Genomic DNA, 21,236 nt, shown 5'->3' with positions numbered 1-21,236 from the left:
GCAGGAAAACTGCACAGCGGTTTTTTTCGTCTCAGACGGGACGGATCGCGCAGAAACAGGCCGATTCACCTGTGAAGCCCGCAATACGGCCTGATTGATCCTTTTCTACAGAAAAAAACCGCTGTATATCACGAGGAGCATCCAGCATCTGTTTTTCCAGTAATGCGGCTTTCTCTTCAGTCAGGCCTGCCCGTTCACACCAGACGGTAAATTGAAATGGTTTCAAAAAGCAGACAGCGGATTCAATCCGGAAGCCGGCTGTCTCCAGAAAACAGAGCCATTCTGTTTTTTTCCACGCCCGAAAGTGGCTCTGATCCCGTCTCTTCTCAATGTCATTATAAAAATGGTCATATTCATCCTTTTCAGGTGCGGTATTGTCAATGAGAAGCAGTCTGCCGCCCGGTTTGACAACCCGAAACGCTTCATGAACAAAGGCTCTGACATCGGGAAAATGATGCGCCGCGATTCTGCATGTGACGATATCGAAAGCAGCATCGGAAAACGGCATCTTTTCAGCATCGCCTTTTTCGAATGACACGTTCGTCCATCCGTTTCCGGTTATAAATGCTTCAGCGGCTGCTAACATTTCTTCCGTGAGGTCATAGGCGATAACAGAGCGTACGAGAGGAGCGAGAGCGTTAGCCGTATGTCCGCCTCCCGTCGCGATATCCAGCACGTCCATATGCTTTTCGGCACCGGAAGCTGAAACGAGATACGCCAAATCCTCTCCTGCAGTGTGTCCTGGACTAGTCACATATTTCGCGGCGTTTTTGGCAAATTGCCGCTGCGCCTGCTGTTTAATTGAATCCTCCATTATACTCGGGCCCCCTTTTCTTTCTGATTGCTGCCTTAATCAAAATAAACGGGTTCGTCCGGATGTTTGAGATATGCAAACATCTTTTCAATCTGACTTTTTGTATTGCGGGCTTCAGATAGCGGCGGCAGTTCCGTTTCCGCAAAAAAGCCGGCGGCGCTTGTTTCTGTTCCCTCCCTGATCCGGCCGCCGATGATCTCGCATTTGATAAACACTTTGTAAACGTGGGCGGCGGACGGCGGATGGGAATGGCATTTCTTATCCATTACAGCTAACAGTTTAACGGGCTTTACGTCGATTCCCGACTCCTCTTTTACTTCTTTGACAGCGGTCTCGCCCGGTGAAATCCCGATATCAGCCCATCCGCCCGGCAGCGCCCATCTGCCGTCGCTTTTCTCTCTTACCATTAATATGCTCTGATCTTTAAAAACTGCCGCTCTGATATCAACTTTCGGAGTGGGATAGCCCGTGTCACCGGCGAATACGTCTTTGATGACCCTTTTGTCGGTGCCGGTATGATGCGCCATGATATCCACGCTTATTTTTCTTATTTCTTCAAATCTCTCAATATCATATATGTCTTTGGAATAAGCCAGCCCCGCTTGCGCCGCGGATTGAAGCTGTTTTGCCCATTCAAGCCATTTTGGCTCCATTTTTTCACCGCCCGTTATGTTAATTGACGAAACCCTGAGGGTCCGAGTATTGCACCTTGAGAGTACCGGTGCCCATGATCCGTTTCTGCTCCTTGTTTTCTGTGTATGACGGAGCGAATCCTGCCGGAAAAACAGAAAAAAGCCATTCATTTGCTGAATGGCTTTTTTTCATTTTCTATTTTTCTTTCATGACAAGAACGACGCCTGAAACAATAAGAGCCGCCCCGATCCAGAAGGTTCCTCCGATCGTCTCTCCCAGCAGCAGCCAGCCGAGCAAAGTCCCGGAAAGCGGCTGAAAGAAGAAAAACAGACCGCCGCTTGCCGCATTCAGTAATTGCAATCCGCGATTCCAAAGCATGAACGCGCAGGCGGTTGAGATCACACCCAGATATAAAAGTCCGCCCCATATCTCAGGCCGGGCAAGCTGAGACAAAGGAATCTCCCGAAGCGGGCCCGCTGTAAACGGGGTCAGGATGACAAATGCGACGCAAATGGAATACGTTGTGACGACAAGCGGTGAGTAATGGCCGGGAACCCGTTTCATCAGCACGGACATCAAAGCCCATGTCAGCGCCGCAGCCAGAAGCGAGAGACCGCCGAGCTGGCTCGACATATTGAGATCTCCGTTCCCCACAATGAGCAATACTCCGATCGTCGCCAGCCCTGTCGATATTCCTTTTTTCAGCGTTAACCGTTCTTTCAACATCAGCCGGGCAAATACAACCATAAATGCGGGAGTGGATGCCGTAATAATCGCACCCATCTGCGCGGTTGATAATTTCGTGCCGATTTCCTGCGTGACGATCGAAACCGTGTTGCCGATCAATCCGATCGCAGCGATCAGTAATAAATCACGTTTATGAACTTTCCAGGATTGGCGTGTAAATAAACTGAGAATCAAAAGCGAAAGAAGCGCCACCGCATATCTCAGCCATACCAGTTCAAGCGGCGGAATGACCGCTACCACAACTTTTACAACGACATACATACCGCCCCAGATACTGGCGGCCAATGCCAAATAAATCGAACCGAACAATGTATTTTTCAATTTGATGCACCCTCCGTTATCATATTAGGTCACGTCATATGCCCTAACGGAGAGAAGCGCAGTCACTTTCCTCCATTAAGGGCGGAGAAGTGCTGCCGGTACATCATGTTCAAATAAGGGCGCTAGAAACATATCGTTTTTCACCTCAATTGCAAACTGATTTTTCTCATTATACAAGGTTTGTTAAAAGACGTAAATGAACGGCGGCATCGGCTTTATCGATTGCGGACTTGCAGCTGGATTCTTGTGATCTGATTGTCAAACCCGTCCGCCACAACCTCATCAAGCATATATTCTTCATATGCATAATCGCCCATTTCCAGCCCATACTCTTCAATAAACTGCATGATGCTGCGGTAAGCCGCTTCCGCTTCATCCCCTATTTGGTACCCGACGGCATAAAGCCCTTTCGGCTTGATATGGAGGTCTCTATTCTCTATGCCTTCTTCTGTCTTCATATAAAAATGGGTGTAGTTGTAGAATTCTTTTTTCATAATCTGCTCCCGCGCAAACAGTCCGCCGACCGGATGCCCCTGATCGAGCTCATGTACCCGCATATAGCGGATCAATTCTGAAATGGCGGCAGTATATTGCCGTTCTGGCAAATGGAGTACGGGCCGTCCTATCATAAGTGTCTCTTCATCTAATCGCTGCAATGAGACGGAGGAAAAGTCTGTCTCCAAGGCTTGTTCGGTCAGCTTCACCTTTGTCCGAATCATCCTTTGCAGGTGCTCCAGCTTTTTGATTTTGCTTTCGATTTCTGAAGATTTCTCTTTTAAAAGCGTGATGATACCCTCAGGGGTTTTGTCTGTTAAGAGCGGTTTGATCTGCTTCAAGGGCACGCCGACCTCCTTAAACAGACCGATGACCTGAAACAGTTCGAATTGATGATAGGAATAGTATCTGTATCCGTTCGCTTTTTTGATTTCCGGAGAAAGCAGGCCGATCTCGTCATAATGGAACAGGGTTTGTTTTTTTACGTGGCACAGTTTTGCAAATTCACCCGTTGTGAAGTATTTTCTGACGTCTTCGCTCATAATGCCTCCTTGACTATACGGTAACCATATCCTTTATGATGATCATTGTATCCGAGAGAAGGCTGATTCACAAATGGCTTACGTAATGAAAGCTTTACCGTCTCAAAAAAAGCGGAAGAGGAGTATCAAGTATGACGATTGAAATCAGAACAGTCACGGAAGAAAACCGTGCCGATATACTGGCGCTTCATGTAAGGGAAAGCCAGACTTCATTTATTGAAACCGCGGAAGAGTGCTTACAAGATGCTGAGGATTGCCGGCATTATCAGCCGGCCGGTCTTTATGTTAACGGGGAATTGGTCGGCTTTGCCATGTACGGATGGTTTCCGGAATATGATGAGGAAAATGAAAACGGCAGAGTGTGGCTTGACCGTTTTTTTATTGATGAACGCTATCAGGGACGGGGATTGGGCAAGCTGTTGCTTGATGCCCTAATCCGTCATCTCACTCAAATATATGATTGCAGACGGATTTATTTAAGCCTGTTTGAAGATAACGTCCACGCATTGCGGCTTTATCAAAAATTCGGCTTCTTATTCAATGGAGAGCTGGACTTCAATGGTGAAAAAGTGATGGTGAAAGAGCTGTAAACCCTCTGTATAAAAGCAATTCGTCTTCTTGCCAATACCTTAAATTTGAGGTAACATAAAGATATTAGACGACGGTCGACGGACTACGGTCGATTATTAAAACCTGATACAGCGGAGCGGAACATGGTGTTCAGGCATCTAATGGAGGAGAAGATTGTGCTTATTATACTCGTTATGTTTCTTCTCGGGATTATTCTCGGGTTTATCGGCGCCGGGGGAGCCGGTTTTGTCATTGCACTTTTAACTATACTGTTTCACGTACCGATTCATACGGCTTTAGGCACCTCCCTTGCCGGAATGGCTTTCACAAGTTTATCGGGGGCATTCAGCCACTACCGTGAAGGCAATATTCAGATGAAAATCGGTCTCATCGTCGGCGTTTTTGCGGCATTCGGTTCGTTTTTCGGGGCAAGGCTTACTTCCCTTATCCCCGCAGATTTGCTGCATTACTTGACGGCGGGCATGCTGTTTTTATCTGCTCTGCTTATTTTAGTCCGGTTATTTATTGTAAAAGAAACACAAGAAGATTCCGGACAGCAAAGCAATCTGAACATATGGGTGAAAGCTGTTGTACTCGGTGTCATCGCAGGAATCCTGTCCGGAACGTTCGGGATCGGCTCTGCCCCTTTCATCCAAATCGGCTTAATGATTCTTTTGCGCTTATCCATCCGCCAGTCGGTCGGCACCACCATGCTTGTCATTATCCCGCTTGCGGTCGGCGGAGGACTCGGTTATGTGACGGAAGGATTTGTCGATTATATGCTGTTGGTCAAAGTGCTGATCGGAACGATGTGCGGCGCATATGTCGGAGCGAAATTCACCAACCTCGTGCCGAAAGTCATTCTGAAATCAGCCATCTTTTTAACACCGGCCATCGCCGGTCTCATGCTTTTATTTTAAACTGAAACGGGAGGCGGCCGCCTCCCGTTTTGTTCTGTTCTTCATCTGTTTTCGAAGAGCTTTTTCAGCTTTGCTTCCGTTTCGGTATGATCTACCGGCGTATACACACTACAACGCAGATCACTGTTGCCCTGAACCTGAAATGAAGTCAGGTTAAAGACCATTTTTCCCGCCTTCGCGTGGCGGAACTCAATTAATACTTCGGGTGCCGAGCTGACTTCGCTCTCATTCCACAGCGTATGAAATTCCGAATACGTTTTCTCCATTTCTTCTATAAACTGAGAATACCACGTATCCGCTACATACTGGCCGTAATACGTTCTGAAAATGGCGATGAATCCTTTCACAAAGTGCTCCCAGTTCACGGCTAAACTTCTTAATTCTTTTCTGGAAAACAATAGCTCTATGAGATTCCGCTTTTCAGGAGGAATTTGTTCAAAATCTAAAAACACGTGCGCCGCAGCCTGGTTCCACCCTACGATATGACACCGCCTGTCCGAGATAATGGTGGGACAATAACGGAGCTCCTGCAGGATTTTTGAAAGGGACGGGCTGATAACCGCTTCTTCCTCCGCAGCAAACGGCTGCTTCACGCCCTCCTCAATGGCAAGCGCGTATAAATAATTTCTCTCATCTTTGTTCAGCTGCAGCGCATCGGAAACGGCGTCCAATACGGCTACGGACACTTTAATGTCTCTGCCCTGCTCCAGCCACGTATACCACGTGGTGCTTACGCCGGCTAATTGCGCGACCTCTTCTCTTCGGAGTCCGGGCGTTCTTCTCCGTGTGCCCATCGGCAGCCCGGCCATCTGCGGAGAAATTTTGGCCCGCTGCGTTTTTAAAAACTCTGAGAGCGCCTGCAATCTTCCTTCTGGTATCATACCGAATCTCTCCTCTCTTACCCTGGTATTCATTATACTAGGATAATCAACAACTTGTAATAGGATAATTGCGAGTTACAATAAATACATACCGAAGGAGGAATGACCATGAAAAGAGTTGTGATCACCGGAATGGGAGTGATTTCACCTCTCGGCAATGATGTGCATACATTTTGGAAACACCTGACGGAAGGAAAATCGGGAATCTCTTTCATCGATTCGTTTGATGTCTCCGGCTCAAAGACAAAAATAGCCGGTACCGTCCGTGATTTTGACGCAGAAGAAAGATGGGGCAGAAAAGAAGCGAGACGGCTTGACCGTTTCAGCCAGTTTGCTTTAGCGGCAGCAGAACAGGCGCTTGAAAGCTCCGGGATTCAGCTCGATCAGATTGACCGTGAACGCCTCGGCGTGTACGTCGGCTCGGGAATCGGCGGCATCACGACTTTGATTGATAACGTTCATACTTTAAATGAACGGGGAGCGCGAAAAGTGAGCCCGAGCCTTGTCCCCATGATGATCTCAAACGCGGCCGCCGCTCAAATCAGCATCAGATTAGGCGCGCTCGGCCCCTCACTTTCTCCCGTCACCGCGTGTTCCATCGGCAATACGTCGATCGGGGAAGCATTCAACGCCATTCGGAATGATGACGCAGATATCATGTTTGCCGGGGGAGCGGAAGCGGCGATTACGAATTTGTCATTAGCCAGCTTCGGCAATGCCCACGCGCTGTCAGCGAGAAACGAAGACCCCGCCGCGGCAAGCCGGCCGTTTGACGCGGATCGCGATGGATTTGTCATGAGTGAAGGCGCGGGCATCTTAGTATTGGAATCATTGGATAGCGCAATCGGCAGAAATGCCCCGATCCTTTGTGAGGTGCTCGGCTACGGTGCGAGCTCTGACGCCTATCATATGGTGGCCTCCCATCCGGAAGGAACGGGCGCATACCTGGCGATGAAAAACGCTTTGAAAAAGGCGAACGTTTCAGCGGAAGACATTGATGTCGTAAGCGCTCATGCGACAAGCACAAAAGCCGGAGATCTTTCTGAAACATTGGCCATCAAGACATTATTCGGGGAGCTTGCGTATGATATTCCGGTTACGGCCAACAAATCAATGCTCGGCCACATGCTTGGCGCGGCAGGCGGCGTTGAAGCCATCGCTCTGACAGAAAGCTTGAGACACGGCATCATCCCGCCGACGATCAATCTGCAGCACCCTGATTCGGCATGTGATTTGGACTATGTAGCAGACGGGCCCCGCCATCAATCGTTAACGATCGGCCTTTCCAACTCATTCGGCTTTGGCGGGCATAATTCGGCAATCGTGCTGAAGAAATATGAATAGCGGGCATCAAAAAAAGGAGTGAATCATTTCACTCCTTTTTTGCTTTCTCCGGTTTTGTTGTTAAGGCGAAAAAAGCGATGGAACCGATAACGGATGTCGTGAACATAATTGCCCCCATCGGCACGGCCGTCGCTTCATTCATCCCCACAAGCGGCGACACGATGGAACCGAGAAGAAGCGGAAGCATGCCGAGCAGTGCGCTTGCGCTTCCCGCGCGGTGTCCCTGCTTTTCCATCGCCAATGTAAAGGTGCTTGTCAGCGTCATGCCGATCGTAATCATATAAATAAAAATTGAAATCACCAGTGCCGCCAGCGGCCCGTGAATGATCGTCATGACGAGCAGAACGGCAGTCGCTGTCATCGCTGTAATCACGCCGATTCTCAGCAGGCTTTTTTCGTGAATGATCCCGCCGAAACGCCCGATGATAAAGCTTCCGGTAATGATCGCCAGACCGTTTATGCCGAATAAAACACTGAATACCTGAGGCGATACTCCGTAAATGTCCTGATACACGAAAGGCGTTCCGGAGACATACGCAAAGCTCCCGCCGTGAATAAAACCGACCGTCAGCGCATAGCCGATAAATGACCGATCCTTCAGCAGGCTTCCCATTGTCCGCACGGAATTTCCGATGGAGCTCGGAATCCGCTTTTCCGGCGGCAGGGTTTCTGTCAGCTTGAGCGCAATGATGAGAACAAGCAAAAACCCGATAAAGGTTAAAAAGAGAAAAATCGTATGCCATGATGCAAACGGAAGCAGTAAAATCGCGCCTCCCGTCATCGGCGCCACCATCGGCGCGACGGCGGTAATGACCATCAGCAGCGAGAAAAATTTAGAAAGCTCTCTTCCCGTAAACACATCTCTGACGATTGCACGGGATAAAACGAGTCCTGCCGAAGCGGTGAATCCTTGAAGAAAACGGGCAATCACTAGTGTCACAATGTTCGGTGCAAGCGCGCAAAACAGAGAAAACAACGCAAATAAAAAAATACATAGTAATAACGGTTTTCTTCTTCCCTTCGCGTCACTTAACGGGCCGACAACAACCTGTCCGATTGTCAGTCCGATCAGACATGCGGTTAAACTGAGCTGGACAAGCGATGCGCGGGCGCTTAAATCTTCAGCGATTTCAGGGAAACTTGGCAGATACATATCTATATTGAGCGGCCCCAGTATCGCAAGCATTCCGAGAAGAAAAGCCAGCGCAAGCCGCTCCTTACCGGTCGGATTATGCAGCATATCGTTCCCACCTTTCCTTTGTCAATCTCTCAAAACATTTGTATATTGTATCATAATTTTTTCTTTATTTTTAAAAGTTTTCAAAGGGCATAAAAAAACCAAGGGCTGTAACAGCCCTTGGGTCCGGGTCACGCGATAAAAGGTTTTACGCGTGTTTTTCTTTAAATGCTTTTGCGTATTGATCAGCCGCTATAATGGCATCCGCCACGTCGTCAGCCGTCACGTCAAAAGCGGCATGAATTGTTTCTTCTTCAATCGTCGCGGCTTCTGCCACTTTCATAATGTCCTCTTTAGATGCGTCTTTCAATTTGATGTCTTCAAGTGTGACAGGCAGCCCCAAGCTAATATAAAACGCGATATACCGCTCAATTTCCTCAAGCGAACGTTTTTCCAGCGCCAATTGAACGAGCGTGCCGAATGCCACTTTTTCACCGTGGGTCAAGTGATGGATTTCTCCTTCAAGCGCGGTAAATCCGTTATGAATGGCATGCGCCGCAGCTAAGCCGCCGCTTTCAAATCCCAGTCCGCTCAGAAGTGTATTGGCTTCAACCACCGCTTCCAATGCGGGCGTAACGGCTTTCGCTTTCACAGACTCATAAGCGAGATGGCCGTATTTGAATAATACCGCTTCACATTTTTCCGCGATAGCCTCTCCGGCGATTGTCGGAATTCCGCCTGCCATCGTTTTACCGCCATTGGCGATGACACTGCGCGCCTCTATCCACGTCGCCATCGCATCGGCAATCCCTGATGCTAAAAAGCGCGGCGGAGCTTCCGCGACGATTTTCGTATCGACCAGAACCAGGTCAGGATTCTTATGATAGAAACGATAGTTTTCGAACGCGCCTTGTTCAGAATACACGACAGACAGCCCGCTTGTCGGAGCATCCGTTGAAGCGGCCGTCGGCACGATAACGGTATAGCCGTTTATTTCATCTGATACGGCTTTGGCCGTATCAAGCGTTTTACCGCCGCCGACTCCGATGACAATAGTCGCGCCTGCTTTTTCTGCGATGCCGGCAATTCTTTTCATTTCTTCCTGGGAGGCTTCGCCGTTGAAAACCGCCTCTTCAGAAGAGATATTGCTTTTCTTTAATTCAGCCGTCACCTTGTGGCCCGCGATATCCCATACGGTTTTGTCCGCGATGACGACGGCTTTTTCACCAACGCCCTCCAGATGTCCGCCGATCGTTTCAATGGCGTTTTTTCCCTGCACGTATTTGGCCGGACTGATAAAAATTCGTTCCAATGTCATCATCCCTTCTTCGTTGTCTCTCATTACATTTCTCTTATTGATAGAGCAGAAATGAAAACTCTTCTGATATAATTCCTCGTTTTAAATTGATTTAAACCTCATATACACTGCAGAAAAATCAATTTTCACGGCATTGACAAGATGTGAAGGTGTCTATATAATCTTCGATATTGAAGCTGATCATTCTTTACTGAATGAACAAACGAGATTGTGAATGATTCGTCTTAAAAATTATTTAGTTCTGCTGGATAATTTTTGAGGCGTTTTTGTTTTTTATATATTTTTGACTGCGGAGGAGGTTTGCACATGAAGAACATTTGCAAGGATATACTGATGATTATGGCCGGAGCCTTTCTTATTGCGGCGTCCGTGGAATTTTTCGTCATCCCGAATCATTTAGGGGACGGCAGCACCGTGGGAATCGCTCTCGTGTTATATTATCTTTTCCATATACCTGCAAGTATTACGACTCTGGTTGTAAATTTGATTTTTATCGGGCTGGCTTATAAATTTTTAACGAAAAAAACGATTTTATACACGATACTCGGTACGGGAATGACTTCTGTTTTTCTCAGCATCGTCAGCTTTATTCCGTTCGGCGTGCACGATATGGTGCTCGGGATTGTATTCGGCGCTCTGCTGATGGGAGCGGGGCTGGCATTGATCTTTATTGCTGACGGATCTACCGGCGGGACCACGCTTTTGGCGTATTTATTAAATTACACAAAGGGCTTTAACATCTCCAAAAGCATGTTTTATATGGATTGTGTCATCATTTTCGCATCCGTTTTAGCGATCGGCATCAATCATATGCTGTATACGTTTATATTCGTATATCTGTGCGCCAAAATCGTCGATATTGTCATTGAGGGTTTCCATAATAAAAAAGCCCTCACCATTATGTCTGACCAATACGAAGAAATCGCCAAAGCCATCACCTCCGAGTACGGCAATGCGGCGACGATTTTTTACGGATACGGGTATTACGGCAGCAAAGACAAGCGCATTATCTATGTTGTCATTAAAAAGAACGAATTGCTGAAAATCAAAAAACATGTTCAAAAAATTGATCCGAAATCATTTATCGTTATTCATGAAGTAAAAGAAGCTGTCGGAGGGCAATTCGGGTTTACAAACCTGCCCGCCGCCGCAAATGAAAAATAACCGCCTGCAGTGTATAGCTGCAGGCTTTTTTTATTCGGCTCTTCCCCGCTCAAAGGTTTTTACATTTTTCAATCGAAGTAGTAGAAAAAATCTTTTTGATGGAGGAACATAAAAAATGAATATCAAAACTGACAGGCTCGTCATTCGCACATTTGAACCGGAAGATTGGCAGGATGTCTATGCGTACGCCTCAAATCCGAATGTCATGAAATATATACCAGAGGGTGTCTTTACTGAAGAAGATGCCAGGAAATTCGTTACTGAAAACAGCGGTGAACATGCCGGGAAGTTTCCCGTTTTATTGAAGGATGAAAAAACGGTCATTGGCCACATTGCTTTTTTTCAGTATTTTGGCGATCATACGTATGAAATCGGCTGGGTGTTTCACCCGGAATACCAGGGCAAAGGATATGCTTCAGAGGCGGCGCGCGCCGTGCTGGCATTCGGGTTTAACAAGATGAAATTACACCGGATCATTGCGACATGTCAGCCGGAAAACATGGCTTCGCACCGGGTGATGGAAAAGATCGGGATGAGGCGGGAAGGCTTTTTTAAAAAATGCATCCCCCATGATAATGAATGGTGGGATGAATATTATTATGCCGTTTTAGAAGAAGAGTGGGAAGTCTCCAATCTGGAATAAAAAGGCTTATACCCTTTGCTTTTACAGATAAGTGTGTGCTACACTGTTTGTAACAAATACGAAGGGATGATGGGTGGACAATGATTAACTAATCTTATTTTGACCGTTTGAAATCAAATATTTCAAATCAGAAAAAATAGGATTAGTCTGCCCATTTTCTATACGATACGAAAGCTATGTAAAAATAGCTTATTTGATCATGCACAGGTACGGCTAATCCTTCCAAATCAATTTGGGAGGATTTTTTTTGGTCCTCCCTTTAAAGCGAGGGATTGACATATGAAAGAAATGTTAAAAATAAGCGGCATCAGTTATGAAATCAACAGCGTTCCCCTTTTTGAACAGATCAGCGCGAGCGTTCAGCAAGGTGACATCATCGGCGTTATCGGTAAAAACGGCGCCGGCAAATCGTTATTGCTGCAATTGATCTGCAATCAAAAAACGCCGTCACAAGGACAGATCCAGATGATGCAAGATGTGAACATATATATGGTGGAACAAGAAACAGAAGCTTACGATTCCGGCCATCCGGAGCCTGCGGAGGCCGCCTTGTTAGAAAAGTGGAACGTACCCGCACGCGCCTTTTCGCAATTAAGCGGCGGAGAAAAATTGAAAGCCCGTCTTGCCAAAGGTTTCTCCTCCTCAAGCAGCCTTTTGTTATTAGATGAGCCGACGAACCACCTCGATCAGCACAGTTTAGAAATACTGCTAAATCAGATCAAGAATTACAAAGGCACCATTATTTTTGTTTCGCATGATCGTGCTTTTATAGATGCAGCAGCGACAAAAATCTGGGCCATCGAAGGAAAGAAACTCATTGAACATAAAGGGAATTATTCAAGCTATATGGAGGTCCGCAAACAGAGAAGACTGACACAGCAGCGCGAATATGAGAATCAGCAGAATATGGTCAAAAGGATTGAAGCTCAAATGAACGAGCTGAGCGCCTGGTCAAAAAAAGCCCACGCCCAATCAACGAAAATAGAAGGGTTTAAAGAATACCATCGCGTAAAAGCAAAACGCACGGACGCCCAGATTAAATCAAAGCAGAAGCGTCTTGAAAAAGAGCTTGAAAAAGCGAAAGCAGAACCGGTTGAAGCGGAGTATGAAGTCCGTTTTTCCATTGAGCACCGCAAAAAAGCGGGAAAGCGTTTTTTAGAAGTAAGTGATGTCACAAAGTCATATGACAGACGAACGCTTTTCAAAAACGTGAATTTCACTGTGATGCACGGTGAAAAGATCGCGATTACAGGCCCGAACGGCAGCGGGAAAACAACATTATTGAAGGTCATCCTCGGTCAGGAAAAAGCGCAGGGCGGCAGCATATGGATTTCTCCGTCTGCAAACGTCGGATATTTAACCCAGGAAGTATTCGACCTTCCGCTTGATAAAACCCCCGAACAGCTTTTTTACAAAGAAACGTTCGAAGCAAGGGGAAATGTTCAATCCCTCATGAAGCATTTAGGATTTACCGCAGCGCAATGGACGGAACCCATCGGCAAGATGAGCATGGGAGAGCGGGTCAAATGCAAACTGATGGCGTTTATTCTGGAGGAGAAAGATGTGCTGATTCTGGATGAGCCGACAAACCACCTTGATCTGCCGTCACGCGAGCAGCTTGAAGACACTTTGGCCCGATACGACGGAACGCTCATCATCGTATCTCATGATCGTTACTTTGTCGAAAAGACGACGGACATCCGGCTTGATATCTCAAACGGCAGCGTCCGAAAACAATGGAAAGAATCTCCCTCCGTCAGGGACGATGCTGAAGAACTGCGATTGAAGCTTGAGACCGAACGGCAGGAAGTCCTCGGAAAACTCAGCTTCATGACTCCGGCTGATAAACAATATCGTGAGCTTGATCAAAAATTCAAAGAGCTGACGGAAGAGATCAAGAAATTGAAATGAATGAAAAACCCGTGATTGTCACGGGTTTTGTTTTGGAAAGCTCACGTATCATGAAGAATAATTTCAAACTGATTTGTACAACCTACGTTCAGATTAATTATGAGCATGGTTCAGGGGGGCGAAGAATGGCCAAACGCATTGGAATTACGGGAAACATTATGGCTGATCAATCCGGCCCTTTCCCGGGTTATAATCGGGCATATGTCAATAATGATTATATTCAGTCTGTTTCTGAGGCCGGCGGTGTGCCGTTTATATTGCCGGTGATTCAAGAGACGGCGCTTTTAAAGGAACAGGTCTCTCATGTTGACGGGATCATTCTGTCCGGCGGCCAGGATATAGACCCGCTGTTTTACGGCGAAGAACCTTTACAGGCTTTAAGAAAGACCTTTCCTGATCGGGACGCCTACGAGAAGGAGCTGATTCTCACGGCGGTTGCTTTAGAAAAGCCGATTCTTGCAATCTGCCGGGGGATGCATATGTTAAACGTCACTTACGGGGGAACTTTATATCAAGACCTGACACACGCTTCGTTTGCTGACATTAAGCATGATCAAGAAAAAGATCCGCCGTTAAAAACCCATCATGTTTCTTTTGAAAAAGGGACACGTCTCCATACCTTGTTTGGCGATTCAGCGCGGGTGAATTCATTCCATCACCAGATCATAAAAGAGACGGCGCCTTCGTTTAAAGCCTCGGCTTATGCGAAAGACGGGGCCATTGAAGCAATTGAACGGACGGGTGAATTATTTGTCGTCGGCGTGCAATGGCATCCCGAAATGCTGACAAAAAAACATGAAGACATGAAAAAGCTTTTTTCTCTTTTCATGGATGCGGTCAGCACATAAAAAAAGCAGATCATAACGATCTGCTTTTTCATTTTATTCTTCCGGTTTCTCCGGTGTTTTGCCTTGTGTCAGCTTATGGCCTTCGATATCCACGTTCGGAATGATTTTATCCAGCCACTTCGGCAAGTACCAGGCCGCATGTCCCATCAGCTTCATGACACTCGGAATAATGGTCATTCTTACAATGAACGCATCAAAAAGTACACCGAAAGTCATTGCCAAGCCCATGGATTTGATCGTAGCTTCTCCCGCAAAGATGAATCCCGCAAAGACGAAAATCATGATCAGTCCCGCCGCTGTTACGACAGGTCCGCTATGTTTCAATCCGGCATGAATGGCTTGTACCGGATTTTTTGTTTTGACATATTCTTCTCTCATTCTGCTGACAAGGAATACTTGATAATCCATCGCCAGCCCGAAAAGAATACCGATCGCTAAAATAGGCAGGAAGGCGAGAATCGGGCCTTTTTCCGGAATGCTGAGCAAGCCGGTGAAATTCCCATCCTGAAGGACGAATACCGATAAGCCGAGTGTAGCGGTCATCGTCAGCAAAAAGCCGACGACAGCGGCAAGCGGCACGAGAAGTGAGCGGAAAACAACGGTCAGCAATACAAACGCAAACCCGACAATGAGAATGGCGAATTCCGGAATGGCATCGTTTAATCGGTCTGAAATATCAATGTTCACCGCGGTTGACCCGGTGACGAGCAGGCGGATGCCGTTTTTGTCTGATCGTTTCCGTATATCCTGCACTAACTCTTTCGTTGCCTTATCATTCGGCCCGGTTTCAGGCATTGCCGTAATGATGGCATAGTCCCCTTTTTGATTCGGCATGGCAGGTGTGACGCTCGCCACATTGTGCAAGTCCTTCACTTCTTTCACGGCGTCTTGAAATGCTTCACTTTTGTTCCCCTTGACCCCTTTTGCATCGGCAACAATTGTCAGCTTGCCGTTAAAGCCTTCTCCGAATCCTTTAGACAACAGATCATAGGCGCGGCGATCCGGGCTGTCTTTCGCTTTCATTCCCGCATCAGGCAGCCCCAGCTCTAAATGCATGGCCGGCAGACTGATGACAGATAAAAGAATAATGCTGAAAATGCTTAACAGAATAGGCTTCTTTGTAACGAAGCGCCCCCAGGCATTCGTTTCGGCGCTTTTCTTTTCTTTTTTCCTTTTTGATTTCGGAATCATCCGTTTTCCTGCGACCGATAACACCGCAGGCACCAGCGTAACAGAAGCCAATACAGCCATCAGCACACTGAGTGCCGCAGTCAATCCCATGGCAGACATGAACGGAATGCCGACAACGGTCAATCCGCAAAGCGCGACGATCACGGTCAGTCCCGCAAAAACGACGGCGCTGCCTGCCGTTCCCGCGGCTTTCGCGATCGATTCATTTTTTTGTACACCTTCGCCCAAAAACTGACGATGCTTCGTAAAGATGAACAGCGCATAATCAATCCCGACGGCCAGGCCGATCATTCCGGATAATGAGAGACTGACCGAAGCTATCGTAAAGAACTGTGTCCCAATTAACGTCAGCGCGACGCTTACACCTAACCCAATCAAGGCCGTGACAATCGGCAGCCCCGCGATGACTAATGAACCAAACGTAATAGCCAGTACGACGAATGCCAGCACAACGCCGACAATTTCAGATACACCGCCGATTTCAACACCGGCCCCCGGCACATCGCCGCTGATCTCCGTCTGCAGACCCTTGTCTCCGGCGGCGGACAGACTGTGTTTCATATGTGAAACAGACGCATCCGTAATGTCATCCGCCGCTTTTTTGTACGTAATATCGGCATATGCCACTGATCCGTCTTTAGAAATGGTTCCTGTCTCAAAAGGACTTGCAATTGAAGCGACTGAATGATCGGTTTTGATCTTCTTTAATGTCTCTTCAACCGCTTGTTTTTCCGGTTTTGACGTCAATTTCTTCCCTTCTTCAGCTCCGAAAATAACCCGTATGCTTCCTTTATCGGGACCCTTTGAAAATTCTTTTTGAATGATATCCATCGCCTTTTCAGAAGGTGTGTCGGGAATTGACATATCCTCAGAAAAAGCAGGTTTTAACGAGATGGCGATCACAATCGAAGCGATCAGTATCACGAGCCACGCACTGATCATTTTAAATCGGTTGCGGGCAGACCATCCCCCTAATTTATATAAAAAACCAGACATCGAATACTCCTCTCCAATCATTACTTTCTGCCTAATTGTAGTTCACATTCACATAAAAAAAACGTACATAGGGGCATGTACGTTTGGGCAGTTTTTCATTATATATTCAGTTTCAGAATGCCTTTTTGCATGGCAATGGTGACGGCTTCCGTCCGCGAATCAGCGCCTAATTTGTTATAAATCGATGTTAATCTCGCTTTTACCGTCCGCTCTGAGATTCCTAAATCGAAGGCGATCGCTTTGCTTTTATGTCCTTGCGCAACGGCTTCTAGAACTATGATTTCCTTGTCCGTCAGCTGTGTTTCATTGGCATTTGCCCGTTCCATTTTCATTTCCCGGAAACGCCGCAAGATGTCCGGCTGCAGAAGCACTTCTCCCCTGACCGCCGCATCCATCGTATGAAATAAGGTTTCTGAGCTTGTGTCTTTCAGCAGATAACCGTTCGCGCCTGATTCGATGCCTTCTATCATCAGATGATCTTCATTATAGGTCGTCAAAATAATGATCGGCACATCAGAATGCTCTTTTATCTGTTTAATGGCTTCCAGCCCGCTCATTTTCGGCATGTACAGATCCATGAGAATGACATCGGGCTTTAGTTCCTCTGCGAGGCGGACGGCGGTTTTCCCGTTTTCCGCCTCTCCCGTTATGGTGTAATGGTCATTTGTTTCTATCAAAAGCTTCAGACCTTCTCTGACGACAAGATGGTCATCTGCTATTAACACTTTATACATGTTCCGCCTCTCCTTGAATTGGTATGATGATCTCAATTTGAGTTCCCGCTGATCTGGCGCTTGTTATACGGAAAGTGCCGTTCATCATATTGACGCGTTCTTGTATCCCAAGCAGCCCGTAATGTCCGCTTTTTCTCATTTCTGTTCCGGCATCAAAGCCTTTCCCGTCATCTTTGACGGTTATGCGGATCTGTCCCTCTTCTTCCTGAACGGATACCCAGACATTCTTTGCTTCTGCATGCTTGGCGGCGTTTGTCAGGCCTTCTCCGATCATGTAATGGCAATTCTCCGCCGTATGAACGTCAAGCACATGATGCACGCTGTAATCTAAAAAACAAGACAGCCCGGAGGCTTCTGTAAAATGGTTGATTTGTTCAGTGATGCTTTCTTTTAAGAACCCGATCTTTTCTGATGTGCTGCGAAGGTTGTCAATGGCCGAGCGCGCATCAGCCAATGTGCCTTTCACTCTGTCCATTGACTGGCTGATGATGTCTTTCGCTCTGTCAGTGTTACCCTTTGAAAGATGAACATGCACCGCTTCAAGCTGCATATGCAAGCTGACCAATCCTTGAGCAAGCGTATCGTGCAAGTCTCTCGCCATCCGCTGTCTTTCATTCTGAAGCGTCAGCTGTTTCACTTGCCGGTGAGCGAGCTCTAATTTTTCAAGCGTCATCTGTGTTTTTATTTTTTCATCAACTTGTGCGAAAAATGTGGCCGCATACGTGATAATCACGATCATGATGGGAGCGGCGATAACGATGAAACGCAGCAGATGATGCGGATGCTCCTGGTGCAAAGCTGTTATGGACATTAAAATGAACAGATAGAGTATGAGCAGCGTTTTTCCCTTATCCGCCATTCCGATAATCTGCCCGATTAAAAAGGCATAGAGACCGACGACAACCGCAATATAGCCGCCAGTCATCAAGTTAGCCGATGTATATATGATAAATCCCTGTATGATGAAATAAAGAAACGTTTTTTTCTTCACCCAGCGATGGGAATGCCAGTGCAGCACGGTAAAAATGACGATCAATATTGTGAATAACAGCAGCAAAAAAACCGTCCAGCTTTCATAAATGTACTGCAAAGAGACTGATGCGGCATATACCATTAAAATAAACGCCAGACCGGGCACCCGAAGCGCAAGCATATGCAATGAACGTCTGTCACGGGAGACATAGTCTTCTTGATGTTTTGTACCAAACAATCTCTGTCCACTTCCTTTTAGCTGACCGGCCTCACGAGGTTTTATTCTATTTGTCATCATACCATAAGTGCCTGCTTCTCACCTTCCCCTTCTTTCCTGCATGACTGGTGAAAGGAAAAACAGCCTGCGGGATTGTTCGCAAGCTGCTTTTTTGTTTATATCTTTTTTATGACTTTTCCCGGGTTTCAGCGGGCTCGTCTCCCGCGCGGCAAAACCGCGCGCATCAGAAAAACGTTCATGACACCAACAGCCGTTCCATGTGAACAAGAGGAAGCGATTGTGCCTCCTCTTTTTTTTTGACTCTCCGCTTTTTCTGATAAACAAAATTTGTAAGACTAGACCTCTTTTCTCAGGGGAAATTAACTACGTATTTCTACAAAGGGAGGTTTCAGACGATTATGGATAAGCGTGAATTAGCGGCTCACGAGTCGCTTGACTTACATGAAATCATTAACTTCAAGACGCTTTGTGTAGCGAAATCCAAGCTCATGCAAGGGCTTGTGTTTGATCAGGACCTGAAAACGTTAATGGAGAAAGATGTTCAGCAAGCCTCACAAGACCTGGCTGATCTGCAGACGGTTTATGAACGGGCATCTTTTCAGGCTCCTGTTCCTCAAAACCGGCCGACTTCGATCATCAATTGAAAGGAAGGTAAGCATCGTTGAATCATGACCATTTAGATCCAATCAATTCATTACACGTCCCTGAACTCGCAGATATGACATTCGCAATGGATTTTCTTTTACGGGCAAAAGAAGGCGTCAGAAATACCGCCGTCGCTTTAACAGAAACCGCTTCACCTGATGTAAGAGCTTTGCTGCGCAAACAGCTCATGCAAGGAATCGCGATGCATCAGGAAATTACAGACTTGATGGTCAGCAAAAAGTGGTTTCACCCGCATGATCTGAGCGAACAGTATAAACTGGATCAGCTCTCTGCGAAAAATACCCTCATGGTCGGAAACATGAACCTGTTTCCCGTTGAAACGAACAGAAAAGGGATGTTTGACCGCACACCTGATGAACACTAACACTGGAGGTATTACAGCATGAAGGCCGTAACGTATCAAGGAGTTAAAAACGTCGTCGTCAAAGACGTGCCTGACCCGAAGATTGAAAAACACGATGACATGATTATAAAAGTCACAAGTACGGCAATTTGCGGGTCTGATTTACATTTAATCCACGGACTCATCCCGAACTTGCAGGAAGACTACATCATCGGGCATGAACCGATGGGCATCGTGGAAGAAGTCGGCCCCGGCGTGACGAAAGTCAAAAAAGGGGACCGTGTCATTATTCCTTTTAATATCGCCTGCGGAGAATGCACTTATTGTAAAAATCACCTGGAAAGCCAATGTGATCAATCAAATGAAAACGGCGATATGGGCGCTTATTTCGGCTATTCAGGGAGTACCGGCGGCTATCCGGGCGGCCAGGCCGAATATTTACGCGTCCCTTTTGCGAACTTTACTCATTTTAAAGTTCCCGAAACATGTGAAGAACCGGATGAGAAATTGAGTGTTATTGCCGATGCGATGACAACCGGCTTTTGGAGCGTTGACAATGCCGGCGTAAAAGCAGGCGATACGGTCATCGTTCTCGGCTGCGGGCCTGTGGGTCTGTTCGCTCAAAAATTCTGCTGGTTAAAGGGAGCGAAACGCGTAATAGCCGTAGACTATGTCAACTACCGTCTCCAGCATGCGAAACGGACGAATAAAGTGGAAATCGTGAACTTCGAAGACCACGAAAATACGGGCAGCTACCTGAAGGAAATCACTAAAGGCGGCGCCGACGTGGTTATTGACGCCGTCGGCATGGACGGAAAAATGACGGACCTGGAATTCCTCGCCAGCGGATTAAAACTTCAAGGCGGAGCGATGAGCGCTTTAGTCATTGCCTCCCAAGCGGTGCGCAAAGGCGGAACGATCCAGATTACGGGTGTGTATGGCGGGAGATATAACGGTTTTCCTCTTGGCGATATCATGCAGCGAAACGTCAATATCCGATCAGGCCAAGCTCCGGTTATCCATTATATGCCGTATATGTTTGAACTGGTGTCAACCGGCAAAATTGATCCGGGCGATGTTGTAAGCCATGTCATTCCGCTTAGTGAAGCGAAGCACGGCTATGAGATGTTTGACACGAAAACAGATGATTGCATAAAAGTTGTACTCAAACCTTAAAGAACGGAGGCTACAGAAATGGCCAGCGCCTTACATGAATTACTCGAAATTCAGGAGATGGCTTCTTTTAAGTCACTTTGTCTGACGAAGTCCAAAACCATGAAAGCGCTCGTATCCGATCCGCAGCTGAAAGAAATCATGCAGCAGGATGCGGATACATCAACAAGGCAATTGCAGGAGTTTGCCTCGATTTTATCTGATGCAAAGCATGAATAGGAGATGAATAACGAATGAATCCGATTATGGAATACCTGACGGGGATGGATGCACTGACAGACCAAATTGTCGCTATGGATTTATTGAATTCGGCAAAAAGCGGTGTCAGAAACTATGCGATGGCGGCGACGGAAGCCGGAACGCCTGAAGTGAAAGCGATCCTCACCCGTCACTTAGAAGAAGCCATCGACATGCATGAGCAAATCTCACGCTATATGATGGAAAAAGGCTGGTATCATCCGTGGAACACAGATGAACAAGTCCGGTTTAATTTACAAAATATTGATACGGCGCTCCGCCTGCCCGTCCTATAAACCGTTTTGCTGCTGAGACAGCACCCCTGACTCAAGCTTCAGTATTTCAAACTGTGAGCTGC

22 protein-coding genes are annotated in these 21,236 nt (G+C 46.9%); 12 read left to right on the top strand and 10 right to left on the bottom strand.

The features are described from left to right. Positions 1-31 precede the first annotated feature (31 nt). From OTK50_RS17980 to OTK50_RS17965, 4 genes are all read right to left on the bottom strand, one after another. Entirely contained in the window at positions 32-814 is a 783-nt protein-coding gene (locus OTK50_RS17980; RefSeq protein ID WP_266121994.1) for a class I SAM-dependent methyltransferase, read from the bottom strand. Between the two features lie 35 nt (positions 815-849). Then, on the bottom strand, positions 850-1,467 hold the full coding sequence (locus tag OTK50_RS17975; RefSeq protein ID WP_094031548.1) for an NUDIX hydrolase: 618 nt from the start codon (positions 1,465-1,467) through the stop codon (positions 850-852). Positions 1,468-1,642: 175 nt separating this feature from the next. Beyond that, entirely contained in the window at positions 1,643-2,515 is an 873-nt protein-coding gene (locus tag OTK50_RS17970; protein WP_015239274.1) for a DMT family transporter, read from the bottom strand. A gap of 215 nt (positions 2,516-2,730) precedes the next feature. Beyond that, positions 2,731-3,552 carry a MerR family transcriptional regulator gene (locus tag OTK50_RS17965; RefSeq protein WP_094031547.1) on the bottom strand — a complete coding sequence of 274 codons (822 nt, stop codon included), beginning with the start codon at positions 3,550-3,552 and terminating at the stop codon, positions 2,731-2,733. 131 nt (positions 3,553-3,683) lie between these two features. Here OTK50_RS17965 and OTK50_RS17960 point away from each other — a divergent pair, with 131 nt between their 5' ends. Beyond that, positions 3,684-4,142, top strand: coding sequence for a GNAT family N-acetyltransferase (locus OTK50_RS17960; RefSeq protein ID WP_032866763.1), 459 nt, complete (start codon positions 3,684-3,686; stop codon positions 4,140-4,142). Positions 4,143-4,298: 156 nt separating this feature from the next. Beyond that, complete coding sequence (locus OTK50_RS17955; protein ID WP_015416927.1) at positions 4,299-5,042, top strand: sulfite exporter TauE/SafE family protein; 744 nt, start codon at positions 4,299-4,301, stop codon at positions 5,040-5,042. A 41-nt stretch (positions 5,043-5,083) separates the two neighbouring features. On the opposite strand, the gene OTK50_RS17950 is transcribed toward OTK50_RS17955, so the two are convergent. Beyond that, positions 5,084-5,923: a helix-turn-helix transcriptional regulator gene (locus tag OTK50_RS17950; RefSeq protein ID WP_094031545.1), complete on the bottom strand. Its 840-nt coding sequence runs from the start codon at positions 5,921-5,923 to the stop codon at positions 5,084-5,086. Between the two features lie 108 nt (positions 5,924-6,031). Between OTK50_RS17950 and fabF the strand changes: the two genes are divergently transcribed. Then, positions 6,032-7,267, top strand: a complete 1,236-nt coding sequence (fabF, locus tag OTK50_RS17945; RefSeq protein ID WP_015239270.1) for a beta-ketoacyl-ACP synthase II — start codon at positions 6,032-6,034, stop codon at positions 7,265-7,267. Positions 7,268-7,295: 28 nt separating this feature from the next. Here fabF and OTK50_RS17940 read toward each other — a convergent pair whose 3' ends face one another. Beyond that, positions 7,296-8,507, bottom strand: coding sequence for a Bcr/CflA family efflux MFS transporter (locus OTK50_RS17940; RefSeq protein ID WP_007609720.1), 1,212 nt, complete (start codon positions 8,505-8,507; stop codon positions 7,296-7,298). A gap of 145 nt (positions 8,508-8,652) precedes the next feature. Beyond that, complete coding sequence (locus OTK50_RS17935) at positions 8,653-9,786, bottom strand: glycerol dehydrogenase (RefSeq protein ID WP_003156056.1); 1,134 nt, start codon at positions 9,784-9,786, stop codon at positions 8,653-8,655. A 282-nt stretch (positions 9,787-10,068) separates the two neighbouring features. Here OTK50_RS17935 and OTK50_RS17930 point away from each other — a divergent pair, with 282 nt between their 5' ends. From OTK50_RS17930 to OTK50_RS17915, 4 genes are all read left to right on the top strand, one after another. Next, positions 10,069-10,926, top strand: a complete 858-nt coding sequence (locus tag OTK50_RS17930) for a YitT family protein (protein WP_003156057.1) — start codon at positions 10,069-10,071, stop codon at positions 10,924-10,926. Between the two features lie 115 nt (positions 10,927-11,041). Beyond that, on the top strand, positions 11,042-11,569 hold the full coding sequence (locus tag OTK50_RS17925; protein WP_032866771.1) for a GNAT family N-acetyltransferase: 528 nt from the start codon (positions 11,042-11,044) through the stop codon (positions 11,567-11,569). A gap of 279 nt (positions 11,570-11,848) precedes the next feature. Then, positions 11,849-13,480, top strand: coding sequence for a ribosomal protection-like ABC-F family protein (abc-f, locus tag OTK50_RS17920; protein ID WP_094031544.1), 1,632 nt, complete (start codon positions 11,849-11,851; stop codon positions 13,478-13,480). A 125-nt stretch (positions 13,481-13,605) separates the two neighbouring features. Continuing rightward, on the top strand, positions 13,606-14,328 hold the full coding sequence (locus OTK50_RS17915; RefSeq protein ID WP_015239265.1) for a gamma-glutamyl-gamma-aminobutyrate hydrolase family protein: 723 nt from the start codon (positions 13,606-13,608) through the stop codon (positions 14,326-14,328). Between the two features lie 33 nt (positions 14,329-14,361). On the opposite strand, the gene OTK50_RS17910 is transcribed toward OTK50_RS17915, so the two are convergent. The 3 genes from OTK50_RS17910 to OTK50_RS17900 form a co-directional block, all read right to left on the bottom strand. After that, on the bottom strand, positions 14,362-16,515 hold the full coding sequence (locus OTK50_RS17910) for an MMPL family transporter (protein ID WP_094031543.1): 2,154 nt from the start codon (positions 16,513-16,515) through the stop codon (positions 14,362-14,364). 98 nt (positions 16,516-16,613) lie between these two features. Then, positions 16,614-17,249: a response regulator transcription factor gene (locus tag OTK50_RS17905; RefSeq protein ID WP_076425605.1), complete on the bottom strand. Its 636-nt coding sequence runs from the start codon at positions 17,247-17,249 to the stop codon at positions 16,614-16,616. Beyond that, complete coding sequence (locus OTK50_RS17900) at positions 17,242-18,402, bottom strand: sensor histidine kinase (RefSeq protein ID WP_179946984.1); 1,161 nt, start codon at positions 18,400-18,402, stop codon at positions 17,242-17,244. The genes OTK50_RS17905 and OTK50_RS17900 overlap by 8 nt, the downstream gene beginning before the upstream one ends. A gap of 455 nt (positions 18,403-18,857) precedes the next feature. On the opposite strand from OTK50_RS17900, the gene OTK50_RS17895 reads away from it, so the two are divergent. From OTK50_RS17895 to OTK50_RS17875, 5 genes are read left to right on the top strand one after another with little or no spacing between them, the layout of a single operon-like run. Continuing rightward, positions 18,858-19,103: a spore gernimation protein GerQ gene (locus OTK50_RS17895; RefSeq protein WP_099566448.1), complete on the top strand. Its 246-nt coding sequence runs from the start codon at positions 18,858-18,860 to the stop codon at positions 19,101-19,103. Between the two features lie 17 nt (positions 19,104-19,120). After that, the gene (locus OTK50_RS17890; RefSeq protein WP_039062697.1) at positions 19,121-19,489 is read left to right on the top strand and encodes a spore coat protein; all 369 of its coding nucleotides are present in this window, start codon (positions 19,121-19,123) and stop codon (positions 19,487-19,489) included. An 18-nt stretch (positions 19,490-19,507) separates the two neighbouring features. Then, positions 19,508-20,644 (top strand): zinc-dependent alcohol dehydrogenase, encoded by a 1,137-nt coding sequence (locus OTK50_RS17885; RefSeq protein WP_039062696.1) that lies wholly within the window; start codon positions 19,508-19,510, stop codon positions 20,642-20,644. Positions 20,645-20,662: 18 nt separating this feature from the next. Next, a complete protein-coding gene (locus OTK50_RS17880; RefSeq protein WP_003156073.1) occupies positions 20,663-20,860 on the top strand; it encodes a hypothetical protein in 198 nt (65 codons plus the stop codon). 14 nt (positions 20,861-20,874) lie between these two features. Further along, positions 20,875-21,174, top strand: a complete 300-nt coding sequence (locus OTK50_RS17875; protein ID WP_016937108.1) for a spore coat protein — start codon at positions 20,875-20,877, stop codon at positions 21,172-21,174. The last annotated feature ends 62 nt before the right edge of the window (positions 21,175-21,236 follow it).

The organism is Bacillus sp. NEAU-CP5 (assembly GCF_026420705.1).
Taxonomy (GTDB): Bacteria; Bacillota; Bacilli; order Bacillales; family Bacillaceae; genus Bacillus; species Bacillus velezensis.
The sequence above is the reverse complement of the archived record's forward strand: the minus strand, read 5'-3'. Positions and strand labels throughout refer to the sequence as shown.

Coding starts and splice junctions, on each gene's coding strand:
- OTK50_RS17980 (WP_266121994.1), bottom strand. CDS start 814: ATGGAGGATTCAATTAAACAGCAGGCGCAGCGGCAATTTGCCAAAAAC.
- OTK50_RS17975 (WP_094031548.1), bottom strand. CDS start 1,467: ATGGAGCCAAAATGGCTTGAATGGGCAAAACAGCTTCAATCCGCGGCG.
- OTK50_RS17965 (WP_094031547.1), bottom strand. CDS start 3,552: ATGAGCGAAGACGTCAGAAAATACTTCACAACGGGTGAATTTGCAAAA.
- OTK50_RS17960 (WP_032866763.1), top strand. CDS start 3,684: ATGACGATTGAAATCAGAACAGTCACGGAAGAAAACCGTGCCGATATA.
- OTK50_RS17950 (WP_094031545.1), bottom strand. CDS start 5,923: ATGATACCAGAAGGAAGATTGCAGGCGCTCTCAGAGTTTTTAAAAACG.
- fabF (WP_015239270.1), top strand. CDS start 6,032: ATGAAAAGAGTTGTGATCACCGGAATGGGAGTGATTTCACCTCTCGGC.
- OTK50_RS17940 (WP_007609720.1), bottom strand. CDS start 8,507: ATGCTGCATAATCCGACCGGTAAGGAGCGGCTTGCGCTGGCTTTTCTT.
- OTK50_RS17935 (WP_003156056.1), bottom strand. CDS start 9,786: ATGAGAGACAACGAAGAAGGGATGATGACATTGGAACGAATTTTTATC.
- OTK50_RS17930 (WP_003156057.1), top strand. CDS start 10,069: ATGAAGAACATTTGCAAGGATATACTGATGATTATGGCCGGAGCCTTT.
- OTK50_RS17925 (WP_032866771.1), top strand. CDS start 11,042: ATGAATATCAAAACTGACAGGCTCGTCATTCGCACATTTGAACCGGAA.
- abc-f (WP_094031544.1), top strand. CDS start 11,849: ATGAAAGAAATGTTAAAAATAAGCGGCATCAGTTATGAAATCAACAGC.
- OTK50_RS17915 (WP_015239265.1), top strand. CDS start 13,606: ATGGCCAAACGCATTGGAATTACGGGAAACATTATGGCTGATCAATCC.
- OTK50_RS17910 (WP_094031543.1), bottom strand. CDS start 16,515: ATGTCTGGTTTTTTATATAAATTAGGGGGATGGTCTGCCCGCAACCGA.
- OTK50_RS17905 (WP_076425605.1), bottom strand. CDS start 17,249: ATGTATAAAGTGTTAATAGCAGATGACCATCTTGTCGTCAGAGAAGGT.
- OTK50_RS17900 (WP_179946984.1), bottom strand. CDS start 18,402: ATGCTTGCGCTTCGGGTGCCCGGTCTGGCGTTTATTTTAATGGTATAT.
- OTK50_RS17895 (WP_099566448.1), top strand. CDS start 18,858: ATGGATAAGCGTGAATTAGCGGCTCACGAGTCGCTTGACTTACATGAA.
- OTK50_RS17885 (WP_039062696.1), top strand. CDS start 19,508: ATGAAGGCCGTAACGTATCAAGGAGTTAAAAACGTCGTCGTCAAAGAC.
- OTK50_RS17880 (WP_003156073.1), top strand. CDS start 20,663: ATGGCCAGCGCCTTACATGAATTACTCGAAATTCAGGAGATGGCTTCT.
- OTK50_RS17875 (WP_016937108.1), top strand. CDS start 20,875: ATGAATCCGATTATGGAATACCTGACGGGGATGGATGCACTGACAGAC.